Annotated in this window: 21 protein-coding genes and 1 pseudogene; 5 read left to right on the top strand and 17 right to left on the bottom strand. The window is 72.7% G+C overall.

Annotated elements, in window-relative coordinates; translation table 11 throughout:
- Position 1 precedes the first annotated feature (1 nt).
- The gene (locus ASC64_RS19150; protein WP_056909150.1) at positions 2–988 is read right to left on the bottom strand and encodes a TerC family protein; all 987 of its coding nucleotides are present in this window, start codon (positions 986–988) and stop codon (positions 2–4) included.
- A gap of 192 nt (positions 989–1,180) precedes the next feature.
- Here ASC64_RS19150 and ASC64_RS22885 point away from each other — a divergent pair.
- Positions 1,181–1,939, top strand: a pseudogene (locus ASC64_RS22885) (FAD-dependent oxidoreductase); the annotation flags it as partial.
- 130 nt (positions 1,940–2,069) lie between these two features.
- Positions 2,070–2,564 (top strand): hypothetical protein, encoded by a 495-nt coding sequence (locus ASC64_RS22880; protein ID WP_235563829.1) that lies wholly within the window; start codon positions 2,070–2,072, stop codon positions 2,562–2,564.
- A gap of 270 nt (positions 2,565–2,834) precedes the next feature.
- Here ASC64_RS22880 and ASC64_RS19140 read toward each other — a convergent pair whose 3' ends face one another.
- Both ASC64_RS19140 and ASC64_RS19135 read right to left on the bottom strand, forming a co-directional pair.
- Complete coding sequence (locus ASC64_RS19140) at positions 2,835–4,043, bottom strand: ATP-binding protein (RefSeq protein WP_056909149.1); 1,209 nt, start codon at positions 4,041–4,043, stop codon at positions 2,835–2,837.
- A gap of 67 nt (positions 4,044–4,110) precedes the next feature.
- Positions 4,111–4,365 carry a hypothetical protein gene (locus ASC64_RS19135; protein ID WP_056909148.1) on the bottom strand — a complete coding sequence of 85 codons (255 nt, stop codon included), beginning with the start codon at positions 4,363–4,365 and terminating at the stop codon, positions 4,111–4,113.
- 46 nt (positions 4,366–4,411) lie between these two features.
- Here ASC64_RS19135 and ASC64_RS19130 point away from each other — a divergent pair, with 46 nt between their 5' ends.
- On the top strand, positions 4,412–5,278 hold the full coding sequence (locus ASC64_RS19130) for an Fpg/Nei family DNA glycosylase (protein WP_056909147.1): 867 nt from the start codon (positions 4,412–4,414) through the stop codon (positions 5,276–5,278).
- Positions 5,279–5,377: 99 nt separating this feature from the next.
- Here ASC64_RS19130 and ASC64_RS19125 read toward each other — a convergent pair whose 3' ends face one another.
- From ASC64_RS19125 to aat, 3 genes are all read right to left on the bottom strand, one after another.
- Positions 5,378–5,767, bottom strand: a complete 390-nt coding sequence (locus tag ASC64_RS19125; protein WP_056909146.1) for a hypothetical protein — start codon at positions 5,765–5,767, stop codon at positions 5,378–5,380.
- A 90-nt stretch (positions 5,768–5,857) separates the two neighbouring features.
- Positions 5,858–6,322: a hypothetical protein gene (locus tag ASC64_RS19120; protein ID WP_056909145.1), complete on the bottom strand. Its 465-nt coding sequence runs from the start codon at positions 6,320–6,322 to the stop codon at positions 5,858–5,860.
- A 67-nt stretch (positions 6,323–6,389) separates the two neighbouring features.
- Entirely contained in the window at positions 6,390–7,073 is a 684-nt protein-coding gene (gene aat / locus ASC64_RS19115; RefSeq protein ID WP_056909144.1) for a leucyl/phenylalanyl-tRNA--protein transferase, read from the bottom strand.
- Positions 7,074–7,122: 49 nt separating this feature from the next.
- Here aat and ASC64_RS19110 point away from each other — a divergent pair, with 49 nt between their 5' ends.
- The gene (locus ASC64_RS19110; protein ID WP_056909143.1) at positions 7,123–7,800 is read left to right on the top strand and encodes an EcsC family protein; all 678 of its coding nucleotides are present in this window, start codon (positions 7,123–7,125) and stop codon (positions 7,798–7,800) included.
- 39 nt (positions 7,801–7,839) lie between these two features.
- Here ASC64_RS19110 and ASC64_RS19105 read toward each other — a convergent pair whose 3' ends face one another.
- The 9 genes from ASC64_RS19105 to ASC64_RS19065 all read right to left on the bottom strand — a co-directional run bounded on the left by ASC64_RS19105 (position 7,840) and on the right by ASC64_RS19065 (position 18,684).
- Positions 7,840–8,601, bottom strand: coding sequence for a hypothetical protein (locus ASC64_RS19105; protein ID WP_056909142.1), 762 nt, complete (start codon positions 8,599–8,601; stop codon positions 7,840–7,842).
- A gap of 104 nt (positions 8,602–8,705) precedes the next feature.
- Positions 8,706–9,902: a hypothetical protein gene (locus ASC64_RS19100; RefSeq protein ID WP_056909141.1), complete on the bottom strand. Its 1,197-nt coding sequence runs from the start codon at positions 9,900–9,902 to the stop codon at positions 8,706–8,708.
- Entirely contained in the window at positions 9,899–11,053 is a 1,155-nt protein-coding gene (locus tag ASC64_RS19095; protein ID WP_056909140.1) for a hypothetical protein, read from the bottom strand. The genes ASC64_RS19100 and ASC64_RS19095 overlap by 4 nt, the downstream gene beginning before the upstream one ends.
- Positions 11,050–12,135, bottom strand: coding sequence for a hypothetical protein (locus tag ASC64_RS19090; RefSeq protein WP_056909139.1), 1,086 nt, complete (start codon positions 12,133–12,135; stop codon positions 11,050–11,052). Before ASC64_RS19090 ends, ASC64_RS19095 begins: the two co-directional genes overlap by 4 nt.
- An 81-nt stretch (positions 12,136–12,216) precedes the next feature.
- Positions 12,217–13,149 carry a hydroxymethylglutaryl-CoA lyase gene (locus ASC64_RS19085; protein WP_056909138.1) on the bottom strand — a complete coding sequence of 311 codons (933 nt, stop codon included), beginning with the start codon at positions 13,147–13,149 and terminating at the stop codon, positions 12,217–12,219.
- The gene (locus ASC64_RS19080; protein ID WP_056909137.1) at positions 13,146–15,065 is read right to left on the bottom strand and encodes an acetyl/propionyl/methylcrotonyl-CoA carboxylase subunit alpha; all 1,920 of its coding nucleotides are present in this window, start codon (positions 15,063–15,065) and stop codon (positions 13,146–13,148) included. The genes ASC64_RS19085 and ASC64_RS19080 overlap by 4 nt, the downstream gene beginning before the upstream one ends.
- Before the next feature lie 121 nt (positions 15,066–15,186).
- The gene (locus ASC64_RS19075) at positions 15,187–16,785 is read right to left on the bottom strand and encodes a carboxyl transferase domain-containing protein (RefSeq protein WP_056909136.1); all 1,599 of its coding nucleotides are present in this window, start codon (positions 16,783–16,785) and stop codon (positions 15,187–15,189) included.
- A 19-nt stretch (positions 16,786–16,804) separates the two neighbouring features.
- Positions 16,805–17,992: a sensor histidine kinase gene (locus ASC64_RS19070; protein ID WP_056909135.1), complete on the bottom strand. Its 1,188-nt coding sequence runs from the start codon at positions 17,990–17,992 to the stop codon at positions 16,805–16,807.
- On the bottom strand, positions 17,989–18,684 hold the full coding sequence (locus ASC64_RS19065; RefSeq protein WP_056909134.1) for a response regulator transcription factor: 696 nt from the start codon (positions 18,682–18,684) through the stop codon (positions 17,989–17,991). Before ASC64_RS19065 ends, ASC64_RS19070 begins: the two co-directional genes overlap by 4 nt.
- A gap of 362 nt (positions 18,685–19,046) precedes the next feature.
- On the opposite strand from ASC64_RS19065, the gene ASC64_RS19060 reads away from it, so the two are divergent.
- On the top strand, positions 19,047–19,598 hold the full coding sequence (locus tag ASC64_RS19060) for an SACE_7040 family transcriptional regulator (protein ID WP_056909133.1): 552 nt from the start codon (positions 19,047–19,049) through the stop codon (positions 19,596–19,598).
- A 37-nt stretch (positions 19,599–19,635) separates the two neighbouring features.
- Here the strand turns inward: ASC64_RS19060 and ASC64_RS19055 are convergent, their stop codons facing one another.
- The gene (locus ASC64_RS19055) at positions 19,636–20,319 is read right to left on the bottom strand and encodes an SWIM zinc finger family protein (RefSeq protein ID WP_056909132.1); all 684 of its coding nucleotides are present in this window, start codon (positions 20,317–20,319) and stop codon (positions 19,636–19,638) included.
- The gene (locus tag ASC64_RS19050) at positions 20,316–23,012 is read right to left on the bottom strand and encodes a DEAD/DEAH box helicase (protein WP_056909131.1); all 2,697 of its coding nucleotides are present in this window, start codon (positions 23,010–23,012) and stop codon (positions 20,316–20,318) included. Before ASC64_RS19050 ends, ASC64_RS19055 begins: the two co-directional genes overlap by 4 nt.
- Positions 23,013–23,030 lie beyond the last annotated feature (18 nt).

Genomic DNA, 23,030 nt, shown 5'->3' with positions numbered 1-23,030 from the left:
GTCAGTGGGTGCCCACGACCTCGGGCTCGTCGTCGGACCGCTGCCGCCTGCTCGCGACCAGGCTCGTGGTGATCGTGACGGCGAGGATGCCGACGATCACGAAGAGCGAGGCGAGGGTCGGCACGTCGGGCACCGACGGCCACACCAGGTGCGCCCAGTGGAGCACCAGCTTGGCGCCGATGAAGCCGAGGATGGCGGCGAGGCCGTAGCTCAGGTGGACCAGCGCGCTCAGCGCGCCCTCGAGCACGAAGTAGAGCGCGCGCAGGCCGAGCAGGGCGAAGGCGTTGGTCACGAAGACGAGGTAGGGGTCGCCGGTGATGCCGTAGACCGCGGGCACCGAGTCGACGGCGAAGACGATGTCGGTGGCGAAGACGGCAGCGGTCACCAGCGCGAAGGGCGTCAGCATCCGCACGCCCTTCCGCACGACGGTGAGCTTCGCGCCCTCGTACTCGTCGCTGACCGGCATGAAACGACGCAGCACCTTCACGATGCGCATCTCGGCGACGTCGACCTCGTGCTCCTGGCCGCGGATCGCGTCGCGCAGCAGCTTGAGGCCGGTGACCAGCAGCACCCCGCCGAACACCAGGAACACCCAGTCGAAGCGGGACAGGGCGGCGGCGCCGAGCGCGATGAAGATGCCGCGCAGGACCAGCGCGCCGATGATGCCGTAGAGCAGGACCCGCTGCTTGAGCACCTCGGGCACGGCGAAGGCCGCGAGCAGCAGCATGAAGACGAACAGGTTGTCGACGCTCAACGTCTTCTCGACGAGGTAGCCGGTGTAGTACTCCAGCCCGCGGTCGCCGCCGTGGGCGTTCCAGACATAGAGGCCGAAGGTGAGCGGCAGGGCGACGTAGAACGCCGACCAGGCCAGCGCCTCCTTCATCGACACCTCGTGGGGTCGCCGGGTGGCGACGAAGTCGACGACGAGCAGGGCGAGCACCACACCGATGGTGAGGAACCAGAGGGTGGGGGACGCGATGGACGACATGGGTCTCCTCAGGATGAGTGTCCTGAGGTCTCCCCCGCCGCCTCGTCGTGCTGAGAGCCGGTCCCCGCCGAGGCGCCTGTGGAGGCGCCGTAGTGACCGGCGGAGGTTGGTGGGGTACTCCCCTCGCCGGTGAGTGTAGTTGACCGCGCAACCGGTCCGCCATCCCGAGCGTCGGGCCGTAGTGTCACGGGCATGGAATCGGGCATGGAGACACGCGAGTACGACGTCGTCGTCATCGGCGGTGGGCCGGTCGGCGAGAACGCGGCGCAGTACGCCGTCGAGGGCACGGGCATGACCGCCGCGATCATCGAGGGCGAGCTGCTCGGCGGGGAGTGCAGCTACTGGGCGTGCATGCCGAGCAAGGCGCTGCTGCGACCCGTCGCGGTGGCGGCGGTGACGGCCGACCTGCCCGGCGTCTCGACCGCGCACGAGCGGCGGGACCACTGGGTCTCCCACTACGACGACTCGGGACAGGTGTCCTGGGCCGAGGGCGCCGGCCTGGCGGTGGTCCGCGGGCACGGACGTCTGGCCGGCGCGCGCACCGTCCGGGTCGCCTCCACCGGCGGCGACGACGTGCTGGTCCGCGCGCGGCGAGCCGTCGTCATCGCCACGGGCAGCGCGCCGCACGTGCCCGAGGCCTACGCCGACGCGCTCCCGTGGGGCTCGCGCGACGCGACGGGGGTGGTGGAGGTCCCCGACCGGTTGCTCATCATCGGCGGCGGCGTCGTCGCGTGCGAGGCGGCGACCTGGATGTCCGCCCTCGGTTCGTCCGTGACGCTCCTCTCGCGCGGCCGGCTGCTGGGCCGGTCCGAGCCGTTCGCGGGCGAGGCCGTGCTCGAGGGCCTGCGCCAGCGGGGCGTGACGGTGCACCTGGGCTGCGACGTGACCGACGTGCGCCGGGCCGACCCGGCCGCCACCGGGGTGGGACGCCTCCACGGCGGCACGGTCACCGTCTCCACCACCCGGGGTGAGATCGAGGCCGACGAGCTGCTGCTCGCCATCGGGCGCTCAGACGTCCGTGCCCGCGGACCACCGCCAGGCCGGCGCCCTCGGCCCAGGACACCTGTCCCGAGTCGTCGTAGTGGGAGACCCAGTGGTCCCGCCGCTCACCCACTGGGGCAAGCACCAGGCCCGGGTCGTCGGCGCACGGATCGCCGCGGCGGCAGCGGGCGAGGTGGCCTACGAGCCGGACCGCGCTGCGCCGGTCCCGCAGGTCGTCTTCAGCGACCCGGAGGTGGCCAGCGTCGGGATGACGGAGGCCGAGGCCCGCGACGCCGGGCACGACGTGGTCATCACCCGGGTCCCGACGTCCGCGGCCGCCGGGACCGGCCTGTTGCGCGACCACGTGGCCGGGCAGTCCCAGCTCGTCGTCGACGCGCAGACCCACCTGCTGCTGGGGGCGACCTTCGTCGGTCCCGAGGTGGCCGAGCTGGTCCACGCCGCCACGGTCGCGATCGTCGGCGACGTTCCCGTGCACGTGCTGCGCCACGCCGTGGCGTCGTACCCCACCGCGAGCGAGCTCTACCTCCGCCTCCTCGAGGATCTGCCGCGGGAGTTCCGCCGGCCTCGTGCTTGATGGCGTCTCCGCTTCGCTTCGACGCGTGTCGCGGCGCTCGTAACCCGCTCGTTCGTCGTCGTTGCTGCGCCCTCCCCCGCTTCGCTCCTCCGACCGCACCCCTCCTCCTCCACTCCCGGGCGCGCCGCGACGAAACACCAGCCGACTGGTCGGCGGCGTCGGCCGGGCCCCGCCCGGATTGACTTGACGTCAATTCAATCCCCGCCCGGGTCCGTCGGTTCCGGCCGGTGGTGCCGTCCGCGGCGCGGCGGCGCCAAACACCTCCGCTCCCTACCCGCGCTCGCGGAGGTAGCGGCCGAAGTGGGGGACGGTGAAGGCGATGCGGCCGCGCTCGCCGGAGTAGACGAGGCCCTTCTTGAGCAGCGAGTCGCGGGCGGGTGAGAGGGACTGCGGCTTCTTGCCGAGGGCCGCGGCGACGTCGGCGCTGAGCACGGCGTCGGAGTCGGGGTCGGTCCCGGACGGGTCCTGGGCGGCCGCGACGTCGGCCATCGCCATGAGGTAGTCGCGCTCCCCCGGCGTGGCCCGCTCGTAGCGCGAGCCGAAGAAGCCGACGGCGAGCTCCGACTGCGCCTCCGGGGCGGCCACGGCGACGTCGGCGGCGGTGATCGGCGAGCGGGGGGCCAGGTCCCACACGGCCTTGCCGTAGGCCTGGATGAAGTAGGGGTAGCCGCCCGTGGCGTCGTACATCGCGGCGAGCGCGTCGGGCTCGAAGGCCGCGTCCTCGTCGGCCGCCGGTGCCTCGAGGGCGCGGTCGGCGGCGTCGCGGGTCAGCCGGTCGATGCGCTGGTAGCTGAAGAGCCGCTCGCTGTAGGACTTGCTCGCGCTCAGCACCGCCGGCAGGTGGGGCAGGCCGGCGCCGACCACGATCACCGGGAGGCCGGACTGGCTGAGCTCGTGGCACGCGGCGCAGAGTGCGGAGACGTCGTCGGGTCCGAGGTCCTGCATCTCGTCGATGAACACGCCGATGCCCTTGCCGGCGTCGGCGGCGAGGCCACCGAGGTCGGTGAACAGCTCCACGAGGTCGATCTCGATGTCGCCGGAATCGGCCCGCCCCCGCACGGCGGGTACGTCGATCCCCGGGCTCCACTGGTCCTTGAGCTTGGCCCCCGCGCCCGCGTCGCGGTGCGCGAAGGACTTGATCACGCCGAGCACGTGGTCGAGGGACTCCTCGTCGCGGTGCCCCAGCTCGCGCACGGCCTGGTGGAGCGCGCTGCTGAGCGGCCGGCGCAGCCCCTGCCCGGGTCGCGCCTCGAGCTTGCCGGTGCCCCAGCCCTTGCGCACCGCGGCGCCGCGCAGGGCGTTGAGCAGCACCGTCTTGCCCACGCCGCGGAGCCCGGTGAGCACGAGGCTGCGCTCCGGACGCCCCTTCGACACCCGCTCCAGGACGACCTCGAAGGCGGCGAGCTGCTCGTCGCGACCGGCGAGCTCGGGCGGGCGCTGGCCCGCACCGGGGGCGTACGGGTTCCGGATGGGGTCCACGATCGGACGCTATCGGTGAATCTAGGTGCAACCCTAGATTGCCGGATAGTCCGCGAGTCGCGGGACCTCAGCCCGCCTCGTCCGCCCGGGCAACCCGCTCGCGCGCAGCGTCGTAGGACTCGTCGAGCCCCTTGCGGAGCATCTCGATGAGGTCGGGCACCTCGTCGGCGGCGAGGCGGAAGGTGCCGGCGCACACGTTGTCGCGCCACAGCGAGAGGACGACGAGCAGCGACTCCTGGTGCCACGTGACGCGCAGCGAGCGGTCCTCACCGCGGGGGTCGAGGAAGACCGCCCCGGTCCGCTGGGTGCGCTGTCGGGCCATGATCCATTCTGGCCTCTCGCGCAAGGGCTTGCCTAGACTCACGACCGTGCCCGAGCTGCCGGAGGTCGAAGCCCTCGTCCAGGACCTGCGCGGGCGCCTGACCGGACGGGTCATCACCCGCGTCGACCTCGCGGCCTTCAGCGCGCTGAAGACCTTCGACCCGCCGCTGCAGGCACTGCACGGCACGCTGGTCGACGACGTGACGCGCCACGGCAAGTTCCTCGACATCGACGCCAGCGGCGTGCACGTGGTCATCCACCTCGCGCGCGCCGGCTGGATCCGCTGGCGCGACGAGGTGCCGGCCCTCCCCGCGCGACCCAACAGCAAGAACCCGCTGGCCGCCAGGATCGTCATCGACGACGAGGTCGGCCTCGACATCACCGAGGCCGGCACCAAGAAGAGCCTGGCCATCTACGTCGTGCGCGACCCCGCCGACGTACCCGGGGTGGCCCGGCTCGGACCCGACCCGCTCGCCGACGACTTCACCATCGAGTCGCTGCGCGCCATCCTCGAGGCCGAGGGACGCAAGCAGATCAAGGGCGTGCTGCGCATGCAGTCGATCGTCGCGGGCATCGGCAACGCCTACTCCGACGAGATCCTGCACGCCGCGAGGATGTCGCCGTTCAAGCCGGCCAACAGCCTCGACGACACCGAGCTGCAGACGCTCCACGACGCCATCCGCGACACCCTGACCGGCGCTGTCCAGCGCGCCAGCGGGGTCGCGATGAGCGAGCTCAAGGGCGAGAAGAAGAGCAACCTCGCCGTGCACGGCAAGACCGGCCAGAAGTGCCCGGTGTGCGGTGACGTGGTGCGCGAGGTGTCCTTCGCCGACTCCAGCCTCCAGTACTGCGCGACGTGCCAGACGGGCGGGAAGCCGCTGGCCGACCGACGGTTGTCCAAGCTCCTGAAGTGAGCTCGTGCCGACCGCACGAGGACGGTGCCGGTCGGACCCACCCCCGTGACGGTCCGACCAGCACCACTGTCAAGGCTACCTTGACGGTGGTGCCTCTCGTCACGCAGTGGCGCTCTTGGACGCCGACTTCTTCGCGAACCGCTCCCAGGCGGCCTGCCGGGTCACGCCGAGGACGCGTCCGATCTCGGCCCAGGTGATCCCGCGCTCGCGCATCATCTCGACCCACTCCTGGGCGAAGAAGACGTTCTGCTCGGCGGAGGCCAGGATCTGCGGGAGCGTGGCCAGCACCTCGGCGTCGGACATCCGCTCCCACGGCATCGTCGCGCGCACCGAGGCGACCCGCGCCTCGTCGTGCAAGATCTCGTGGAACGTGTCGACGCACGACCTGCAGACCTGCGCACCGAGCCCGCCGATCAGGGGCACGTCGGTGCCGGGGCCACCGGGCGTGCTGCAGAACGAGCAGATCCGACCCTCACGGGTGATGGCCATGCGGCGGCCCTCCTTCCCCGAGAGTCCTTGTCCGACGTCTCGATCCTACCGGCCGAAATGCGAAGCCGGGGGAAGGCGCGGAGCAGTGCCTCACGGCACCTCGGGGACGTCGAGGTCGCCGAACATCGAGCCACAGGTGTCGTTGACGTAGGTGGTGAACGCCTCGACCTTCTTCTGGGCCTCCTCGGACATGTTGCTCTCGAGGGCGTCGAGGTCGGGCGACTTCAGGTCGGCCTCGGAGATGTCGCCGGCGGCCTTCACGGTCTCCTCGAAGCCGTCGCGCGCCTCGTCGGAGATGTTCTCCGGCGTGCCGACCTCGTCCATCCTGTCGGCCCAGGAGTGCATGGCGTCGGCCATCTCCTTCTCGCTCGGCAGCGCCGCCTCGGGGTCGGTGAAGTCCAGGTCGAGGTCGGTGAAGAGGCTGGACTGCGCCGTGCAGAAGTCGTCCTTGCTCGCGTCGGCCGGGGCACCGCCACCGCTGCCGCCGCACGCCGTGGTCACTGCGCCGACCAGCAGGATCGCGCTGCTCATGGTGAGGCGGGTACGGATCGTCATGGGGTCCCCTTCGCACGGACGCGGCGGTCGCCGACGCCATCGGGTGCCGATCCTGTCGTGACGCGGCTCAGTCGTCCATTCGGAAGGCCGCCGGCAGCGGAAGGTGGAGGCAGCGCTCGAGCGCCTCGAGGTACTCCCCCCGCGGACGGCGTACGACACCGAGGCTGGCCAGGTGCGGTGTCTGCCACTGCACGTCGAGCACCCGCTCGTCGGCGTGCTCGTCGCGGAGCAGCTCGACCAGGCCGAGCAGGGCGACCTTGGAGGCGTCACGGTCGCGGTGGAACATCGACTCCCCGGCGAACAGGCCGCCGATGCTGACGCCGTAGAGCCCGCCGGCGAGCCGCCCGTCGCGCCACGCCTCGACCGAGTGCGCCCAGCCGAGGTGGTGCAGGCGGGTGTAGCTGCGGACGAACTCCGGGGTGATCCAGCCGTCGGGCCGGACGGGGCTGCCGCACTGCGCCATCACCTCGTCGAAGGCGGTGTCGACGCGGATCTCGAAGTCACGGGCCGCGCGTCGGAGAGAGCGCGAGACCTTGAGCCCCGCGAGCGGCAGCACGCCCCGCTCCACCGGCGAGAACCAGCCGAGCTCCTCGCGGTCCAGCGTGACCGGCATGGGGAACAGGCCCAGGCTGTAGGCCGTGAGCAGGGTGCCCGCCTCGAGGTCGGCGCCCAGCGCGACGAGGTCGTCGTCGGGATCCCACGTGGAGTGGTGCGGGAACGCCCATGGCGTGGGGTCGGGCGCGAGGGGCACGCCTCTCACGCTAGCGACTCGTCCCCCACCCCGGCCGTACGATCGCACCATGGGCTTGAAGGACACGGTCGGGCGGCAGCTCGCGCCGCGCATCCAGGATCTGGCGCCCGGGTTGACGACCGGGTTCGTCCGTGAGGCGCTGCACCGCGCCATCGACGGGGTCGGGCCGCTGGCGCCCGCCGCCGAGGCCGCCGCGAAGCAGCTCACCGAGCAGCGGGGCAACGTCGACCGGGCGATCCACGAGGTGATCGAGAACAACGTGCGCATCGCCGGCGCCCAGGGCTTCATCACCAACATCGGCGGGCTGGTCACGATGGCGGTGACGATCCCCGCCAACGTCACCGGCCTGGCGCTGGTCCAGTGCCGCATGGTCGCCGGCATCGCGCACCTGCGCGGCCACGACCTCGACGACCCGCGGGTGCGCAACGCGATCCTCGCGCTGCTCCTCGGCGAGGAGCAGGTCGGCGAGCTGGTCAAGAAGAAGAAGCTCCCTGCGACGCCGATGGCGCTCGCCACCGCGCCGGCCCACGACCCGACCCTCGACACCACCATCTCGGCGGTCGTCGCGACCGACCTGATCACGCGCGTCGCCGGCAAGCGGCTGGCGACCACCGTCGGGCGCAAGATCCCCGTCGTCGGCGGGGTCGTCGGCGCCGGAGCCGACGGCTTCGCGACCTGGAAGATCGGCCGCTACGCGGATCGCGAGCTGCTGCCCCGCCCACGCTGACGACGCGCCGGTGCCACACCGGCACCCCCGTCGCCGGTCCTACGGGAGCCGGTCCACCGCCGTGGTGAGGAAGGCGTCGACGTCGGTGGCCGTGAACACGGGCCGTACGCCCTTGCCCATCACGATGTCGACCACCTGCAGGTTCACCAGGACAGGGCCCTGGCGCACCCACGAGGTGTGCAGCAGCCAGTAGGCGCGTCCCCCGGCCTCCTCCATCGTCGTCAGCTCGCCGAACCGGTCGTCACCCACCGGCGGGACCGCCATCGGCTCGGTGGTGCCGGGGCCCTCCATGCCGGCGGGGAAGTCGCCCTCACAGGCGCGCAGGCCGTCGCGCAGCGCCTCGAAGGTCGCCTCGACGTCGGCGGGATCGCCTGCCATGAGGAACTCCTGGACGAAGACCAGGTGGCCCGAGCGATCGCCGGCGGCCATGTCGATGGGATCGTCCTCGGTCTGGTCGAGCTGCCGGAAGGCCTGCCACTGCAGTGCGGCGACGGCGGCACGAGACTCCTCGCTGGCCTTGCCGCACAGCTCGATCCTCGGCAGGAACGCCCGCTGGTCCTCGGTCACCACCCCGTCGGTCACGGCCTGCTCGTCCGGAGGGACGTTCACGGTCCACGTGCCGTCATAGGTGTCGGCCGACACCAGCGTGGCCGCCAGCTGCTCGGGCGTGGGCACCGTCGTCTGCGAGGACGAGGAGGGCGAGCCGGGCGAGTCCGACGCCCGGTCGGGGTCGTCACTGCCGCACCCGCCCAGCAGCAGGACCGCCACGCCGGCGAGGGCGAGGACCGGGCGCACGTTCATCGAGCTCACCTCCCGAGGGCCTGTCCGGCGCTCGGGCAGGTGCCCTCGACCTTCACGCTAGGCGGGCGCTCCGCCGCGCGTCAGAGGCGAAGGTCACCCCGGGGCTACCGACGGGCGCGCCCGCGCACCCGACGGTAGGCGTCGAGGGTGCCGCGTCCGGCCGGGCTGTCCTCGAGGGTGCGGACGACCTTGCGCCTGAGCCGGTACGTCGGCGTGGCGCGGGCCCGGTCGCGCTCGGCGTGCGCCTCGCGGACCTCCTCGTGCAGCCGCTCCTCGACCGCGCGCAGCCGCGCGGACTCGACCAGCAGCGCGCTGATGGCGTCGAGCGCCGACGGCAGCAGCAGGTCGGGGGTGACGGTGTCGGGGTCGACGAAGGTGCCCGGCTCGGGGCCGACGAGGTCGTCGAGCGAGCCGGCGACGTCGTAGCCCCGGTCGGCGATGGCGCCCACCCAGCTGCGGGAGAGGTCCTGCGCCCACGCGTGGTCCTCCGGCGGGAGCCGCAGGCGGGCCGACGCGACGCCGCGCGAGAGGGTCTGGTGGGCGAGCAGCTCACGCACCAGCGGGCGGTAGTCGGGCGGGGAGATGATCGAGGTGACCCGCTGGTTGATGGTGCGCAGCAGCGAGGTCTCGGGCACGCCGAGGGACGGGTTCTCCCGCTCGGCGGTGAGGTCGAGGTCGAGGTCGTCGAGGCCGAACGTGCGCGAGAAGCGCCGCCAGAGCTCGCCCCGGTCGGCCCCGGACGGCGGCACGGTGACCAGGTGGACCCGCTCCGGCGGCAGCGACCCGGCCCAGCGGGCCAGGATGTCGGGGAGCTCCTGGACGGCCCAGAACCACGACCCGATCCTCGAGTCCCGTGCGGGGTCGCGGATGGTCTCGAGGAACCGGGCGTAGGTGATGTTGCTGCGGTGCTTGACGTTCTCCTGCCACTCCGCGGGGATCTGGCGCACCAGGTCGCGGACGGAGAGCACCAGGTGCACCTCGGCGTCGCCCAGCGACGCCATCGCGCGCTCCACCTGGGTCGGCGTCGCGCGGGCAAAGATCTCGTGGCTGATGATCGCGGTGCCGTGCCACTCACGCACCTGCTCGGCGAGCCGGTCCCAGGCACCGACGGCCTCGGTCTCCAGGCCGCCCCACGGCAGCGTCATCAGGTCGAGCGCGGCGAGGAAGTGCGCGTCGAACCGGTCGGCGGGGTAGAGGATGTCGTGCTCCTGGAGCACCGCCTTGTTGCGGAACAGCACGTCCTGCAGGTAGGAGGTGCCGGTCTTGGGGCAGCCCACGTGCAGCAGCACTCGCCTGCTCACTGCTCCACGCTCCTCTCTGCTCCGGCCCTCGGGTGGCCGACCGTGCGCCAGCCGGGATCCACGACCATGCGGATCGCCAGGTCCAGCACCTGCTGGTCCGCGGCGCCCGCGCCGGTCGCGGCGGGCGTCTCGGTCCGTGGTGCGAGCCCGGCGAGGTCGCCGACGACAGCGTAGCCAGCGCGGCGGACCTCCCGCGTCGTGCGTGCCGCGGACGCCGCGACCCACTCCCGCTCACGCGCGGGCACGACGACCGGGTCGGTGCCGGTGTCGGGGATCCGGCGCTGGAGGGTGCGCATCAGGGCCGGGCGCTCCTCCGCAGGGACCCGGATGCCGACGACCGCGGCGATGCGGCGGGCCAGCTCGGCCTGGTCGGCCCCGGGAACCCGCACCGCGGGCAGGCGGCGTACGCCGAGCTGCCTGGGCAGCCGGTCGAGGTCGGTGACGATACGGACGAGGGGCCGCCGTGCGTGCCAGCGCCGGACGCTCGCGGGGAGGTCGGCGCGGGCGGGCAGCTGGTCGCGCTCGCGCCAGAAGCGCAGCCACTCCACCCACGGCGTGCTGCCGGTCTCGAAGCAGCGCTGGGTCCAGGTGTGGGCCAGGAGCTCGTCGAGGGGCCGGCCGACGGCGACGACGAAGGGCCGGGGTCCGCCCTCGGGTCGACCGCGGGAGGCCAGGTCCTCCCGCCACCCGGCGACGAGGACGGGGTCGCCGACGAGCCGGAAGCGCAACCGCCAGGGGCGGGCCCAGGCGGTGCGGACCGGGTCGGGACCGAGGGCGACCAGGTCGTCGGCGAGGAGCACGCTCGCGACGCGGAGCAGCTCGTGGGCACCCACCGTGGCCGGGTCGACCGGCTGCGGGCCGAAGGCCGGGGTCTCCACCCCGACGAGGGGCAGGTCGGCCTTGCCGCGCCCGGCGGCCGGTGCGGCGAGAACCCGGTCGGCGAGCCGGGTGCCCTCACGGTCGTGGCGGGCACGGGGCTGCGCACCCGACTCGCGCGCGAGGTTGATCCGGCGCAGCAGCTCGAGCTGCTGGGCGCCCGGCAGGACACCGTCACCGGCCCGGTCGGACGACGGGTCGCCGCGCCACGCGAGCCACGGCGTCGTACCGCCCTGGCGCAGGTGGGCGACCCAGCTCTGCGCGCGCCCGCTCAACGGTCGCGCAGCCGGCGGGCGGTGTCGCGCAGCCGAGCGCCCACCGTGTCGGCCGTGGCGCGGTTGGCGGCCTCCTGCGTCATCACCGTCAGCGCGTCGAGGGCCGCGCCGAGCTCGAGCTTGGCCCGGACCCGGTCGGGGTTGCGCCACTCCACACCCTCGGCGGGCCGGCGCGGACGCAGGTCGTCCACGTCGCCGATGACGTCGACGCCGCTGCCCTTGATCCACTCGATCCAGCGCTCGGCCTGCTGCTCGGCGAAGTCGTAGCGGTCGGGCGGCAGCCGGACCGGGATCGCCTCCCGGGAGACCAGCACCTCCTGGGCGAGCTGCTCGCGGATGAGGTTGTCGTAGACCGGCTCGCGCCGCACCCCGAGCTCGAGGCGCCGGTTGAGCTTGCGCAGCAGCGACGTCTCGGCGATGCCGAGGGAGCGGTTGTCACGCTCGGAGTCGAGCGGCGCCCACGCCGGGTCGATGCCGAAGGCGCGGCAGAACCGCAGCCACAGCTCGTCGCCGTTGGGGCCGCGGTCGTGCGGGACGGTGACGACGTGGACGCGCTCCGGCGGCAGCTTGGCGCCCCACTGCGACAGCACCCGCGGCAGGTCCATCGCGTTGAAGAACCACGTCTGTCCGCGCTCGACCTTGGTCAGGAAGCGCTTGAAGGGCCACTTGCGCCCCTGCTTGATGGACTCCTGCCACGCCGCCGGCAGCTGGCGGCCGAGGTCGCGCGCGGAGTAGACGACGTGGACCTCGTTGCCGGCGAGGTCGTTCATCGCCTTGGCGATCTTGTCGGGCTTCGCGCCGGCGAGGATCTCGTGGCTGATCACCACGGTGCCGTCGGCGCGGTTGACCCGGCGCACCATCGCGTCCCAGGAGCCGTGGGCGTGGCCGGGGGTGCCACCCCAGTCCTGGTCGAGCAGGTCCAGCGCGGCGCGGAAGTGGAACATGTCGGAGTGCCCCGACCGCGGTGCCGGGATGACCACGCCGTGCCGCGCCAGGGAGGCGCGGTTCAGGTCCAGCCGGTCCTGGAGGTAGGTCGTCCCGGTCTTGGGTGCCCCGATGTGGAGGTGGACGACGCGGGTCATGGCGCTGATTGTGCCCGAGTCGGGGTCGTCCAGTGGGACGTGGCTGCCGTCGGGCGGTCGTGACGACCGTTCGCCACCGGACTACCCGGCCGAGCCGAGGGCGCGTACGACGGCACTCGGGCTGGGGCGGCCGAGCTGTCCGGCCATCCACACGCTGGTGCCCACCACGGCGTCGAGGTCGACGCCGTGGTCGATCCCCAGGCCGGTCAGCATCCACACGAGGTCCTCGGTGGCGAGGTTGCCGGTGGCCGACTTGGCGTAGGGGCAGCCGCCCAGCCCACCGGCGCTCGCGTCGAAGGTGGTGATCCCCTCCTGCAGCGCGGCGAAGGTGTTGGCGAGGGCCTGGCCGTAGGTGTCGTGGAAGTGCATGGCGAGCCGGTCGGTGCCGACGCCCGCCTCGGCGAAGGCCGCGACGAGGGCCTTCACGTGCCCGGCCGTCGCGACGCCGATGGTGTCACCGAGACTGAGCTGGCTGGCTCCGAGGTCGAGGAGCCGGGTGCCGGCGGTCACGACCTGGTCGATCGGGACGGCGCCCTCCCACGGGTCGCCGAAGCACATCGAGACGTAGGCGCGCACGTCCATGCCGGCCTCGCGGGCACGCGCCACGGTCGGCTCGAACATCGCGAACTGCTCGTCGAAGGTGCGGTTGAGGTTCTTGGTCGCGAAGGTCTCGGTCGCACTGCCGAAGATCGCGATGTGCTCCAGCCCGAGCTCGAGGGCCCGGTCGAGGCCGCGCTCGTTGGGCACCAGGACGGGGAGGTGCCGGCCCTGCTCGCCGAGGTCGGCCATCAGCTCGGCGGCGTCCGCGAGCTGTGGGACCCACGTCGGGTGGACGAAGCTGGTCGCCTCGACCATCGGGAGCCCGGCGGACACGAGGCGGCGTACGAACTCGGCCTTGACCTCGACGGGGACGATCGCCTTCTCGTTCTGCAGGCCGTCGCGGGGACCGACCTCGTAGATCGTCACCCGCTCGGGCAGGCCGTCGGCGCGGACCTGCATCGGCAGCCCGCTCATGCGTCCGCCTCCACCACGAAGAGCACGGCGCCGAGCTTGACGAGGTCACCGGGCGAGGCACCGACCGTGGTGACCGCCCCGGCGAAGGGTGCCTTGAGCGCGAGCTCCATCTTCATCGCCTCCATCACCCCCAGCGTCTCACCCTCGGCCACGACCTGCCCCTCGGCGACGTTGACCGCCAGGACGGTGCCGGGCATCGGCGCCACGAGGGTGCCGTCACCGGCGGACGCGGCGTGGTCGCTGAACGGGTCGGGTCGCTCCCACACCCACCGCTGGCCCCGGTGCACGACGTCGACGGCGTCACGCTGCACGTCGAGGACCGCGTGCTCGGCGACACCGTCGACGAGCAGGTGGACGGCGTGGTCCGCGGCGTCGACCATGCGTACGTCGTGACTCCGCCCGCCGCCGGTGACCCGGCCCCGCGCGCGGTCGACCACCATCAGGTCGTCACCCAGGGCGACCGTGGCGGGCGCCGGGTCGGCGCCCATCCGCCAGCCGTCGGCCTGCCACGGCCCGGTGCCGGCGCGGTCGGAGGCCGTGTCGAGCAGCACCTCGGTCCAGGCGCCGAAGACGCGCGCGAGTCCGGCGTCGGGCGCCGGGACCTCGTGGCGGTCGAGCCAGGCGGTGTCGATGGTCGCGTCGCGGAACTCGTCGGAGGCGGCGAGCGCGCGCAGGAAGCCGGTGTTGGTGGTGATGCCGAGGACGGCGGTCTCGTCGAGCGCCGCCACCAGCGCCGCGCGGGCGCTCTCGCGGTCCGGGCCCCAGGCGATGACCTTGCCGAGCATCGGGTCGTAGGAGGTGCTGACCTCCTGCTTCGGCTCGAGGGCGTGGTCGACGCGGACGCTGCTCGCCCACCGCACGATGGAGGTGCGCCCGGCCTGCGGCAGGAAGCCGTTGAAGGAGTCCTCGGCGTAGACCCGGGCCTCGATGGCGTGGCCCTCCAGCGTCACGTCGGCCTGGTCGATGTCGAGCGGCTCGCCGGTGGCGACCCGCAGCTGCAGCTCGACGAGGTCGACCCGCTCCCGGCCCCGATCCGTCTGCACCCGGGTGACCTCCTCGGTCACGGGGTGCTCGACCTGGAGCCGGGTGTTCATCTCCAGGAAGTAGAATTCGCCCGTCGCGTTGTCGAGCAGGAACTCCACGGTGCCGGCGTTGGTGTACGACACCTGCTGGGCGAGGGCGACCGCGGCCGAGGTGATCGACTCCCGCTGCGCCTCGGAGATCGTCGGTGCGGGCGCCTCCTCGAGCACCTTCTGGTGGCGCCGCTGCGTGGAGCAGTCGCGCTCGAAGAAGTGCAGCACGTGGCCGTGGGTGTCGCCGAGGACCTGCACCTCGATGTGGCGGCCGGACTCGACGTACTTCTCGATCAGCAGCGTGTCGTCGCCGAAGGAGCTCGCCGCCTCGCGCGCCGCGGCCGCCATCGCCTCGGGCAGCTCGGCCGCGGTCCGGACGACGCGCATGCCCTTGCCGCCACCGCCGGCAGCGGCCTTGACGAGGACGGGGTAGGCGAAGGACGCCGGGTCGGCGTCGAGGGCGTACGACGGCACCACCGGCACCCCGGCGGTCACCGCGATCTCGCGCGCGGCGTCCTTGCGGCCCATCGCGTCCATCACCTCGGCGCTCGGACCGACGAGCGTGATGCCCGCCTCTGCCAGCGCCCGCGCGAACGGCGCGCGCTCGGACAGGAAGCCGTAGCCCGGGTGGACGTGCGTGGCGCCGGTCTCCCGGGCGGCCGCCACCACCGCGTCGATGTCGAGGTACGACGACACCGCGGCCGCGCGGCCGGCGGCCCGCACGTGCGGCGCGTCGGCGTCCTGGTCGGTGTGGATGGCGACGGTCTGCCAGCCGAGCCGCTTCGCCGTACGCATCACGCGGATCGCGATCTCGCCGCGGTTGGCGATCAGAAGAGTTCTCATCACATCTTTCCCATCAGGGGGTTTCGACGCGCCCGTCGCGACCTCGTGCCTCGGTCGCGAGGCTTGCTCAACCTGGTCGCGCCCACGCGACGCGCTCGTTCCTCGCTCGTCACTGCGCGCCTCACATCCGAAAGATTCCGTACTTGGGCTCGGGGATCGGGACCGCGGAGGTCACCGAGAGCGCCATGCCGAGGACGCGGCGGGTGTCGGCGGGGTCGATCACGCCGTCGTCCCACAGTCGGGCGGTCGAGTAGTAGGGCGAGCCCTGCGTCTCGTACTGCTCCCGGATGGGCGCCTTGAAGGCCTCCTCGTCCTCGGCCGACCACTCCTCGCCGGCCTTCTCGAGGCCGTCGCGGCGCACGGTCGCCAGCACGCCGGCGGCCTGCTCGCCGCCCATCACCGAGATGCGCGCGTTGGGCCACATCCACATGAACCGCGGGTCGTAGGCCCGGCCGTTCATGCCGTAGTTGCCGGCACCGAAGGAGCCGCCGATGACGACGGTGAGCTTCGGCACCACGCTGCACGCGACCGCCGTGACGAGCTTCGCGCCGTCGCGCGCGATGCCCTTGTTCTCGTACTCGCGGCCGACCATGAAGCCGGTGATGTTCTGCAGGAACACCAGCGGGATCCGGCGCTGGTTGCACAGCTCGACGAAGTGGGCGCCCTTGAGCGCGGACTCGCTGAACAGGATGCCGTTGTTGGCGACGATGCCGACCTCGTGGCCGTGGATGCGCGCGAAGCCGCACACCAGCGTGTCGCCGTAGAGCTTCTTGAACTCGTGGAAGCGGCTGCCGTCGACGAGGCGCCGGAGCACCTCGCGCACGTCGTAGGGCGTACGGGTGTCGGTGGGCACGACGTCGTAGAGCGACTCCGGCGGTTCGTGCGGCTCCTCGACCGAGGCCGGGTCGACGCGGGACGGCTCCGGCGCCGGCAGGGTGTCGATGACGCTGCGCAGGATCGCCAGCGCGTGCGCGTCGTCCTCGGCGAGGTGGTCGACCACGCCCGAGGTGCGGGCGTGCACGTCGCCGCCGCCGAGGTCCTCCGCGCTCACGACCTCACCGGTTGCCGCCTTCACCAGCGGCGGACCCCCGAGGAAGATCGTGCCCTGGTTGCGCACGATCACGGTCTCGTCCGACATCGCCGGGACGTAGGCGCCGCCCGCGGTGCACGAGCCCATCACGGCAGCGAGCTGCGGCACGCCCTGCGCGGAGAGGTTGGCCTGGTTGAAGAAGATCCGGCCGAAGTGCTCGCGGTCGGGGAAGACCTCGTCCTGCATCGGGAGGAAGGCGCCACCGGAGTCGACCAGCGCGATGCAGGGCAGCCGGTTCTCGGCAGCCACGGTCTGGGCACGCAGGTGCTTCTTGACCGTCATCGGGTAGTAGGTGCCGCCCTTCACGGTCGCGTCGTTGGCGATGACCATCACGGGGCGGCCGTGGACCAGGCCGATGCCGGTGACGATGCTCGCGCTGGGCACGGCGTAGTCGTCGCCGTCTCCCCCCGATCCGCTGCCGTACATGCCGTACGCCGCCAGCGGCGCGAGCTCGAGGAACGGGCTGCCGGGGTCGAGCAACCGGTCGACGCGGTCGCGGACCAGCAGCTTGCCGCGGTCGGTGTGCTTGCGGCGCGCGCTCTCCGACCCGCCCTGGCGGACCCGGGCCAGCCGGGCGCGCAGGTCGTCGACGAGCTCGCGCATGGTGGGTGACGTCTGGGGCTCGGACACCGCCTCAGGTTAGCGATCGTTAACCCGCGGAGTCCAGTGGCGGGAACTCACCGCGGACCGTCGTCCCGCGCCCGGGCGCGCTCTCCAGGCGGAGCGTGCCGCCGGCGGCGGCGACGCGCGCCTCCATGCCCAGCAGGCCGCCGGCCGCGACCAGCGCGTGGTCGAAGCCACTGCCGTCGTCGGACACGCTGAACGACAGGTGGGGCAGCCCACGGACCGTCACCAGCACCTCGGTGGCGCCGGCGTGCTTGGCGGCGTTGGTCAGCGCCTCGAGGATGCAGAAGTAGGCGGCCGCCTCCACCTGGCGGCTGGGTCGCTGGAAGTCGGCGACGTCGAGGGTGACCGGCACCGTCGAGCGGCGGGCGGTCGACTGGAGCGCCGCGACGAGCCCTCGCTCGGTGAGCAGCGGCGGGTAGATCCCGCGCGCCAGCTCACGCAGCTCCACGAGGATCTCCCGCGTGTCACCCGACAGCTGCCCGAGCAGGGTGGTCGCACTGTCCTGGCGGCCCGCCTCGAGCTCCTTGCGGGCACGCTCGATCGTGACGCTCATGGCGAGGAGGCGCTGCTGGGCGCCGTCGTGGAGGTCGCGCTCGAGGCTGCGACGCGCCGCGTCGGCCACCTCCACGATGCGCGTGCGCGACTCGGCCAGCTGGAGGGACTGCTCCTGGACGCGGGCGTAGGCGCCCCGCACGAGGAGCACCACGACGAGGACGCCGGGCGGCAGCGATGAGGCCACCACGAGCGCGTTGACCCACCACAGGTCCTCGATGTTCTCCACGCGCCGCCACTCACCGAGCGCGACGATCGCGGCGCTGCCCACCACCGCGACGACCATCAGCGCGTGCACCCAGCGAGCGGAGAGATAGGGGTAGGCCACCAGCAGCGGCACCATCGTCAGCAGCGCGGTCAGTGGCGAGAGGACCGGTGTGGCCCAGGTGCCGCCGATGGCGAAGAGCAGCGCCGAGAGGGTGAGGCCCAGGATCGCGGCCGTGGCGCCGTAGCGCTTCGAGAGCGGCGGGGTCACCAGCATCAGCACGAGCGACACCGCCAGCACCGCCAGGTCCACCTCGACCGCGGTGTGCTTGAAGCCGAGGAGGTACGCCGCCGCGAGCAGCGTCGTCGCGGCGGTGAGCGCGATCAGGTTGATCCGCAGCATCCAGCGCAGGGCCGGGTCGAGGGCGTCCCAGCCGGCCAGGAACCGCGTCATGTGCGCGGCGCGACCCCGCCGCCCACTCCCGCCTCGCTCAGGAAGACGAGGGTGGCGGCGACGCGGCGGTGCACGGGCGCGTCGGAGGGCAGGTCGAGCTTGGTGAGGATCGAGTTGATGTGCTTCTCCACGGCCCGGTCGGTGACGACCAGCTCGGAAGCGATCGCCGCATTGGTCATCCCGCGGGCCACCATGGCGAGGACCTCGAGCTCGCGCGGCGTGAGCCGGTCGAGCATCGAGTCGTGGCGCCGCGTGCCAGTGGCCATCAGGGCGTCGACCACGATCTGGTCGATCACCGAGCCGCCCGCGGCGACCGTGCGGAGCGCGGCGACCAGCTCGTCGACGTCGGCCACCCGCTCCTTGAGGAGGTAGCCGCGACCGTCGGACCCGTCGCGCACCAGGTCGAGGGCGTACTCGACGTCGGAGTACTGCGTGAGCGCGACGACCCCGGTGCCCGGGTGAGTGCGGCGCAGCTCGCCGGCCGCGCGGATGCCCTCGTCGGTGAAGTCCGGGGGCATCCGGATGTCGGTGAGCACGACGTCGGGCCGGTGCTCGGCCACCGCGCTGATCAGCTCCGGCAGGCTGGTCGCCGTGGCCACCACGTCGATGTCGTCGTAGGCCTCGAGCAGGGCGAGCACGCCGGCTCGCAGCAGGTCACCGTCCTCGGCGAGGACGACTCTGATCTGCGGCATGCCGCGCACTGTAGTCACGCGGTCGCCGTCGTGTCGGTAGAGCAGGCACCACACACCGGATTCCGTCGCCGGCCGGATTCTCTTGACGCTCGTCCAGATCGAATGTGGTGCTGGCACCACTGAAATCGTCGGGCGACGGCGCCAGACTTCGGGAGGTTGGTGCACGAATCTTGGGAGTCAGTGGGCCGTGCGGGGGTGCGGCCCACTGAATGCACCACATCTCGGGTGGGCTCGGTCGGGCTCCTGAAGGCTGGGGAGGCCACATGATTCCGCTGGCAATGTGGGAAGCGCCGGAGCGCTCGATGACGCTCCCGAGCCCGCGCGGGTCGTGGCAGTGGTTAACCACCACTAACCTCGACCTCGTGACCCCACGACGTCAGCAGATCCTCGACATCGCCGCGGAGCTGTTCGCGGCGCGCGGGTTCCACGGTGTCTCGGTCGCGGAGCTCGGCTCGGCCTGCGGGATCTCGGGGCCTGCGCTCTACAAGCACTTCCAGTCCAAGGACGCGATGCTCGCCGAGATGCTGGTCTCCATCAGCGAGACCCTGCTGGCCGAGGGCCGCAGCCGCGTCGAGAGCGCCGAGGGACCGCGCGCGGCCCTCGAGGCCCTCGTCGAGTGGCACATCGAGTTCGCCCTCGCGCATCGCGCGCTGATCGTCGTGCAGGACCGCGACTGGAGCAGCCTGCCCGACGAGGCACGCGAGAAGGTGCGCGCGCTCCAGCGCTCCTACGTCGACGTGTGGGCCACCCAGGTCCGTCTCCTCGATCCCGGGCTGAGCCCCGAGACCTCCCGCACGCGCGCCCACGTGCTGTTCGGGCTGCTCAACTCCACGCCGCACAGCGGCCGGCTGCCCGACCCGCAGATGCACGACGTGCTGCGCGAGATGGCGCACGGCGCACTCGGCCTCGCCTGACGGACCGGAGCCAGCTCCCCTTCGCCCACCCGACCGCTCACCACGTGTCGGACGGTTGCTCCAGGAGCCGGGCGGCGCGGGCCGCGGCGTCCTCCGCGACCGCGAGGTCGTCGAGGTCGTCGGCCGGTCCGGCCGAGTCCCCGGGCAGTCCGGCGTCCGGGGGACGCGGCCTGGTCAGGTGGTGCAGGTCGCGCAGCACCCGGTCGCGAGACAGTCCGCGCAGGTGCGTGAGGACGAACGGGTCCGCCTGGATCAGCCAGGCGAGCTGGGTCCACACGGCGAGGGCGTGGGGGCAGGGGTCGAGCCAGGAGTCGCACGAGCAGGCCGAGCCCAGCTCGCCGCCGTACGGCAGCAGCTCGACGCCCGCCTCCTCCACCGCCTCGACGAAGGAGTGCGGCAGCTGCCCGGCCAGCAGGGCGCCGATCCGGCCCGACTCCGCCGCGACCAGCTCGGTGAACGCCGCCGCATCACTCTCGTCGAGGGCAGGCAGGGTCACCTCGACGGTGAAGGCGTCCTGCCCCTCGGTGACCGCCGCGACGGCGCCGCCCTCCTCCACGGTGATCGACCCGACGGCGCCCGAGCGGGCGAGCGCCCGTCCAGCGCGGAGCTCCTTCTCCCCGAAGGCGGCCTCCTCGACCGCTCGGAGCACGGCCTTGCTCCACCACGTGCCTGCTCCCCCACCGCGCCGCGCGGGCAGCCGGGGATGCGTCGTGGCGTTCATCTGCGCAGCTCGACGAGGTCGCGGAGCTCGTCGTTGGAGAGCTCGGTGAGCGCGGTCTCGCCGCGGGCCAGGACGGAGTCGGCGAGGGAGCGCTTGCGTGCGAGCAGCTCGGCGATCTTCTCCTCGATCGTCCCCTGCGTGATGAACCGGTGCACCTGGACCGGCTTGGTCTGGCCGATCCGGTAGGCCCGGTCGGTCGCCTGGTCCTCGACGGCAGGGTTCCACCAGCGGTCGAAGTGGATCACGTGGTCGGCCCGGGTGAGGTTGAGGCCGGTGCCACCGGCCTTGAGGGAGAGCAGGAAGACGGGAGCCTCCCCTGCCTGGAAGCGCGCGACCATCGCGTCGCGGTCACGCACGGGAGTGCCGCCGTGCAGGAACTGGTGCGGCACCCCGGTCGTGCCGAGGTGGCGCTCGAGCAGCCGCGCCATGGCGACGTACTGGGTGAAGACGAGGACCGCTCCGTCCTCGGACACCACCGTGCCGACGAGCTCGTCGATCAGCTCGAGCTTCTCGGAGCGGCCGCGCAGCTTGGGGTTGGCCTGGCGCAGGAAGTGGGCCGGGTGGTTGCAGATCTGCTTGAGCCCGGTCAGCAGCTTGAGCACCAGCCCGCGGCGGGTCTCCTCGTCGGCCTCCTCGATGCGGCGCATCGACTCGCGGACCAGCGTCTCGTAGAGGACGACCTGCTCGCGGGAGAGGCCGAGGACGTGGTCGGTCTCGGTCTTGGCCGGCAGCTCGGGGGCGATGCCGGGGTCGGACTTGCGCCGGCGCAGCAGGAAGGGTCCGATCAGGTCGGCGAACTGCCGGGCCTTGGTGGGCTCGAGGCCGGACTCGATCGGGCCCGCCCACACCTTGCGGAAGGCGTTGCGGCTGCCGAGCAGGCCCGGGATGGCCCAGTCGAGGATCGACCAGAGCTCGGTCAGGTCGTTCTCGACGGGGGTGCCGGTCAGCGCCACCCGCGCCGTGCCGGGGATGGTGCGCAACGCGCGGGCGGCGGCCGAGCGGGAGTTCTTGATGTGCTGGGCCTCGTCGGCGACGACGAGGTCCCACGGCACCTCGGCGAGGAGGGCGGCGTCGTTGCGCATCGTGCCGTAGGTCGTGAGCACGAACGCTCCTGCGCCACCGGCGACACCGCCGAGGTCGCGCGCGCTGCCGTGGTGGCGCCGCACGGGCACTCCCGGGGCGAAGCGCCGGATCTCGGCCTCCCAGTTGCCGAGCAGCGACGCCGGGCAGACCACGAGCGTCGGCCCACCGCCGCGGTGCAGGTGCAGCGCGATGAGGGTGATCGTCTTGCCCAGTCCCATGTCGTCGGCCAGGCAGGCACCGAGGCCGAGCGAGGTGAGCTCGGCCAGCCAGGACAACCCACGCCGCTGGTAGTCGCGGAGCTCGGCCTGCAGCGCGGCGGGCACCTCGACCAGGTCACCGGTCACCGCCTCCTGCAGCCGGTCGCGGACCTTGAGCAGGCTGGCGCCGACGACCGCCTCGTAGGGGACGTCCTCGATGTCGACGACGCCGGTGAGGGTCGCGGCCAGCGCCTGGACCGGCGTGACGGTGCGGATCAGTCGCTTGCGGGCGCGCTTGATGACGCCGGAGTCGACCGCGATCCAGTTGTCGCGCAGCTTGATGACCGGGCTGGTGGTGCGGGCCAGCTCGTCCATCTCCTCCTCGGTCAGCTCCTCGCCGTGGAGGGAGAGCTGCCACTCGAAGCCGAAGAGCGCCTGCGGGCCGAAAAGGCCGTCCTGGAGTGCCTCCTCACGCTGACCGGCCGGCGCCCTGCTGCCCAGCTCGACGCGATGGGTGACCTCGCGGTCGAGGTACTTGGGCCACATCACCTGGTGGCCGGCCTCGGTCAGCGCCGCGGCGCCCTCGTCGAGGAGCGAGAGGATCTCGTCGGAGTCGAGGGTGATCTCGTCGGGCACGCGCAGGTCGAGCAGCCGGTCGAGCACCGGCCACGCGTCGGCGGCGCTGCGCAGCGCGATGGCCGCATGCGTGCGGGCCCGCTCGCCGAAGCCGTGGGCCGCGTCGGGGCCGGTGTCGGACCACAGCTCGACCGCGTCCGCGACGTGGGCGGCGTTGTCGACCGCGTGCACCTGCACGACCAGCCGCACCGCACCGGCGACCAGCTCCTCCTCGTCGGCCTCGATCCGGAACGACACCGACACCAGGTGGGGGCGGTCGTCGCGACCGCGCGCCCGGAGCCGCGCGATCCGCTGCTGCAGCTGGTCGCTGAAGTCGTCGGGGCTCGTGGTCGGCGCGGGACGGGAGCTGGGGGCGGGTCGTCGCCGGGCGTTGCCGGGCGTGGTGCGAGGGACGGTGTCGGCGACCGCGTCCAGCAGCGCACGGACCGTGCCCTCGGCCGTCGCCTGGTCCGACCCCTCGTGCGCGCGCGCCCGCGCCAGCTCGACGATCCGGCGCTCGTCGTGGGCGTCGAGGCCGGCGACCTGCCAGTGCCGGCCCTCCGGGTCGGGGGCGAGGCGGCCGGCGGCGACCAGCTGGAGGCCGAGCAGCGAGGCGCCGGCGAGCAGCGCCACCGACGGGTGGAGGTCGTCCTGGTCGCGCACCTTCGCCAGCACCGGCAGGGCGCCACGGATCGGCATCACGATCGTGCGGCGGTCGTCGGTGAACTCGATCGAGCCCTCCCGGGGCGGCTCCCCCACCAGCAACCTGGCGGGACCGGTGACCGGGACAAAGCTCATGCAGGCGACCCTTCCGTG

It is taken from the genome of Nocardioides sp. Root122 (assembly GCF_001425025.1).
In the GTDB taxonomy this organism is placed as follows: Bacteria; Actinomycetota; Actinomycetes; order Propionibacteriales; family Nocardioidaceae; genus Nocardioides.
The sequence above is the reverse complement of the archived record's forward strand: the minus strand, read 5'-3'. Positions and strand labels throughout refer to the sequence as shown.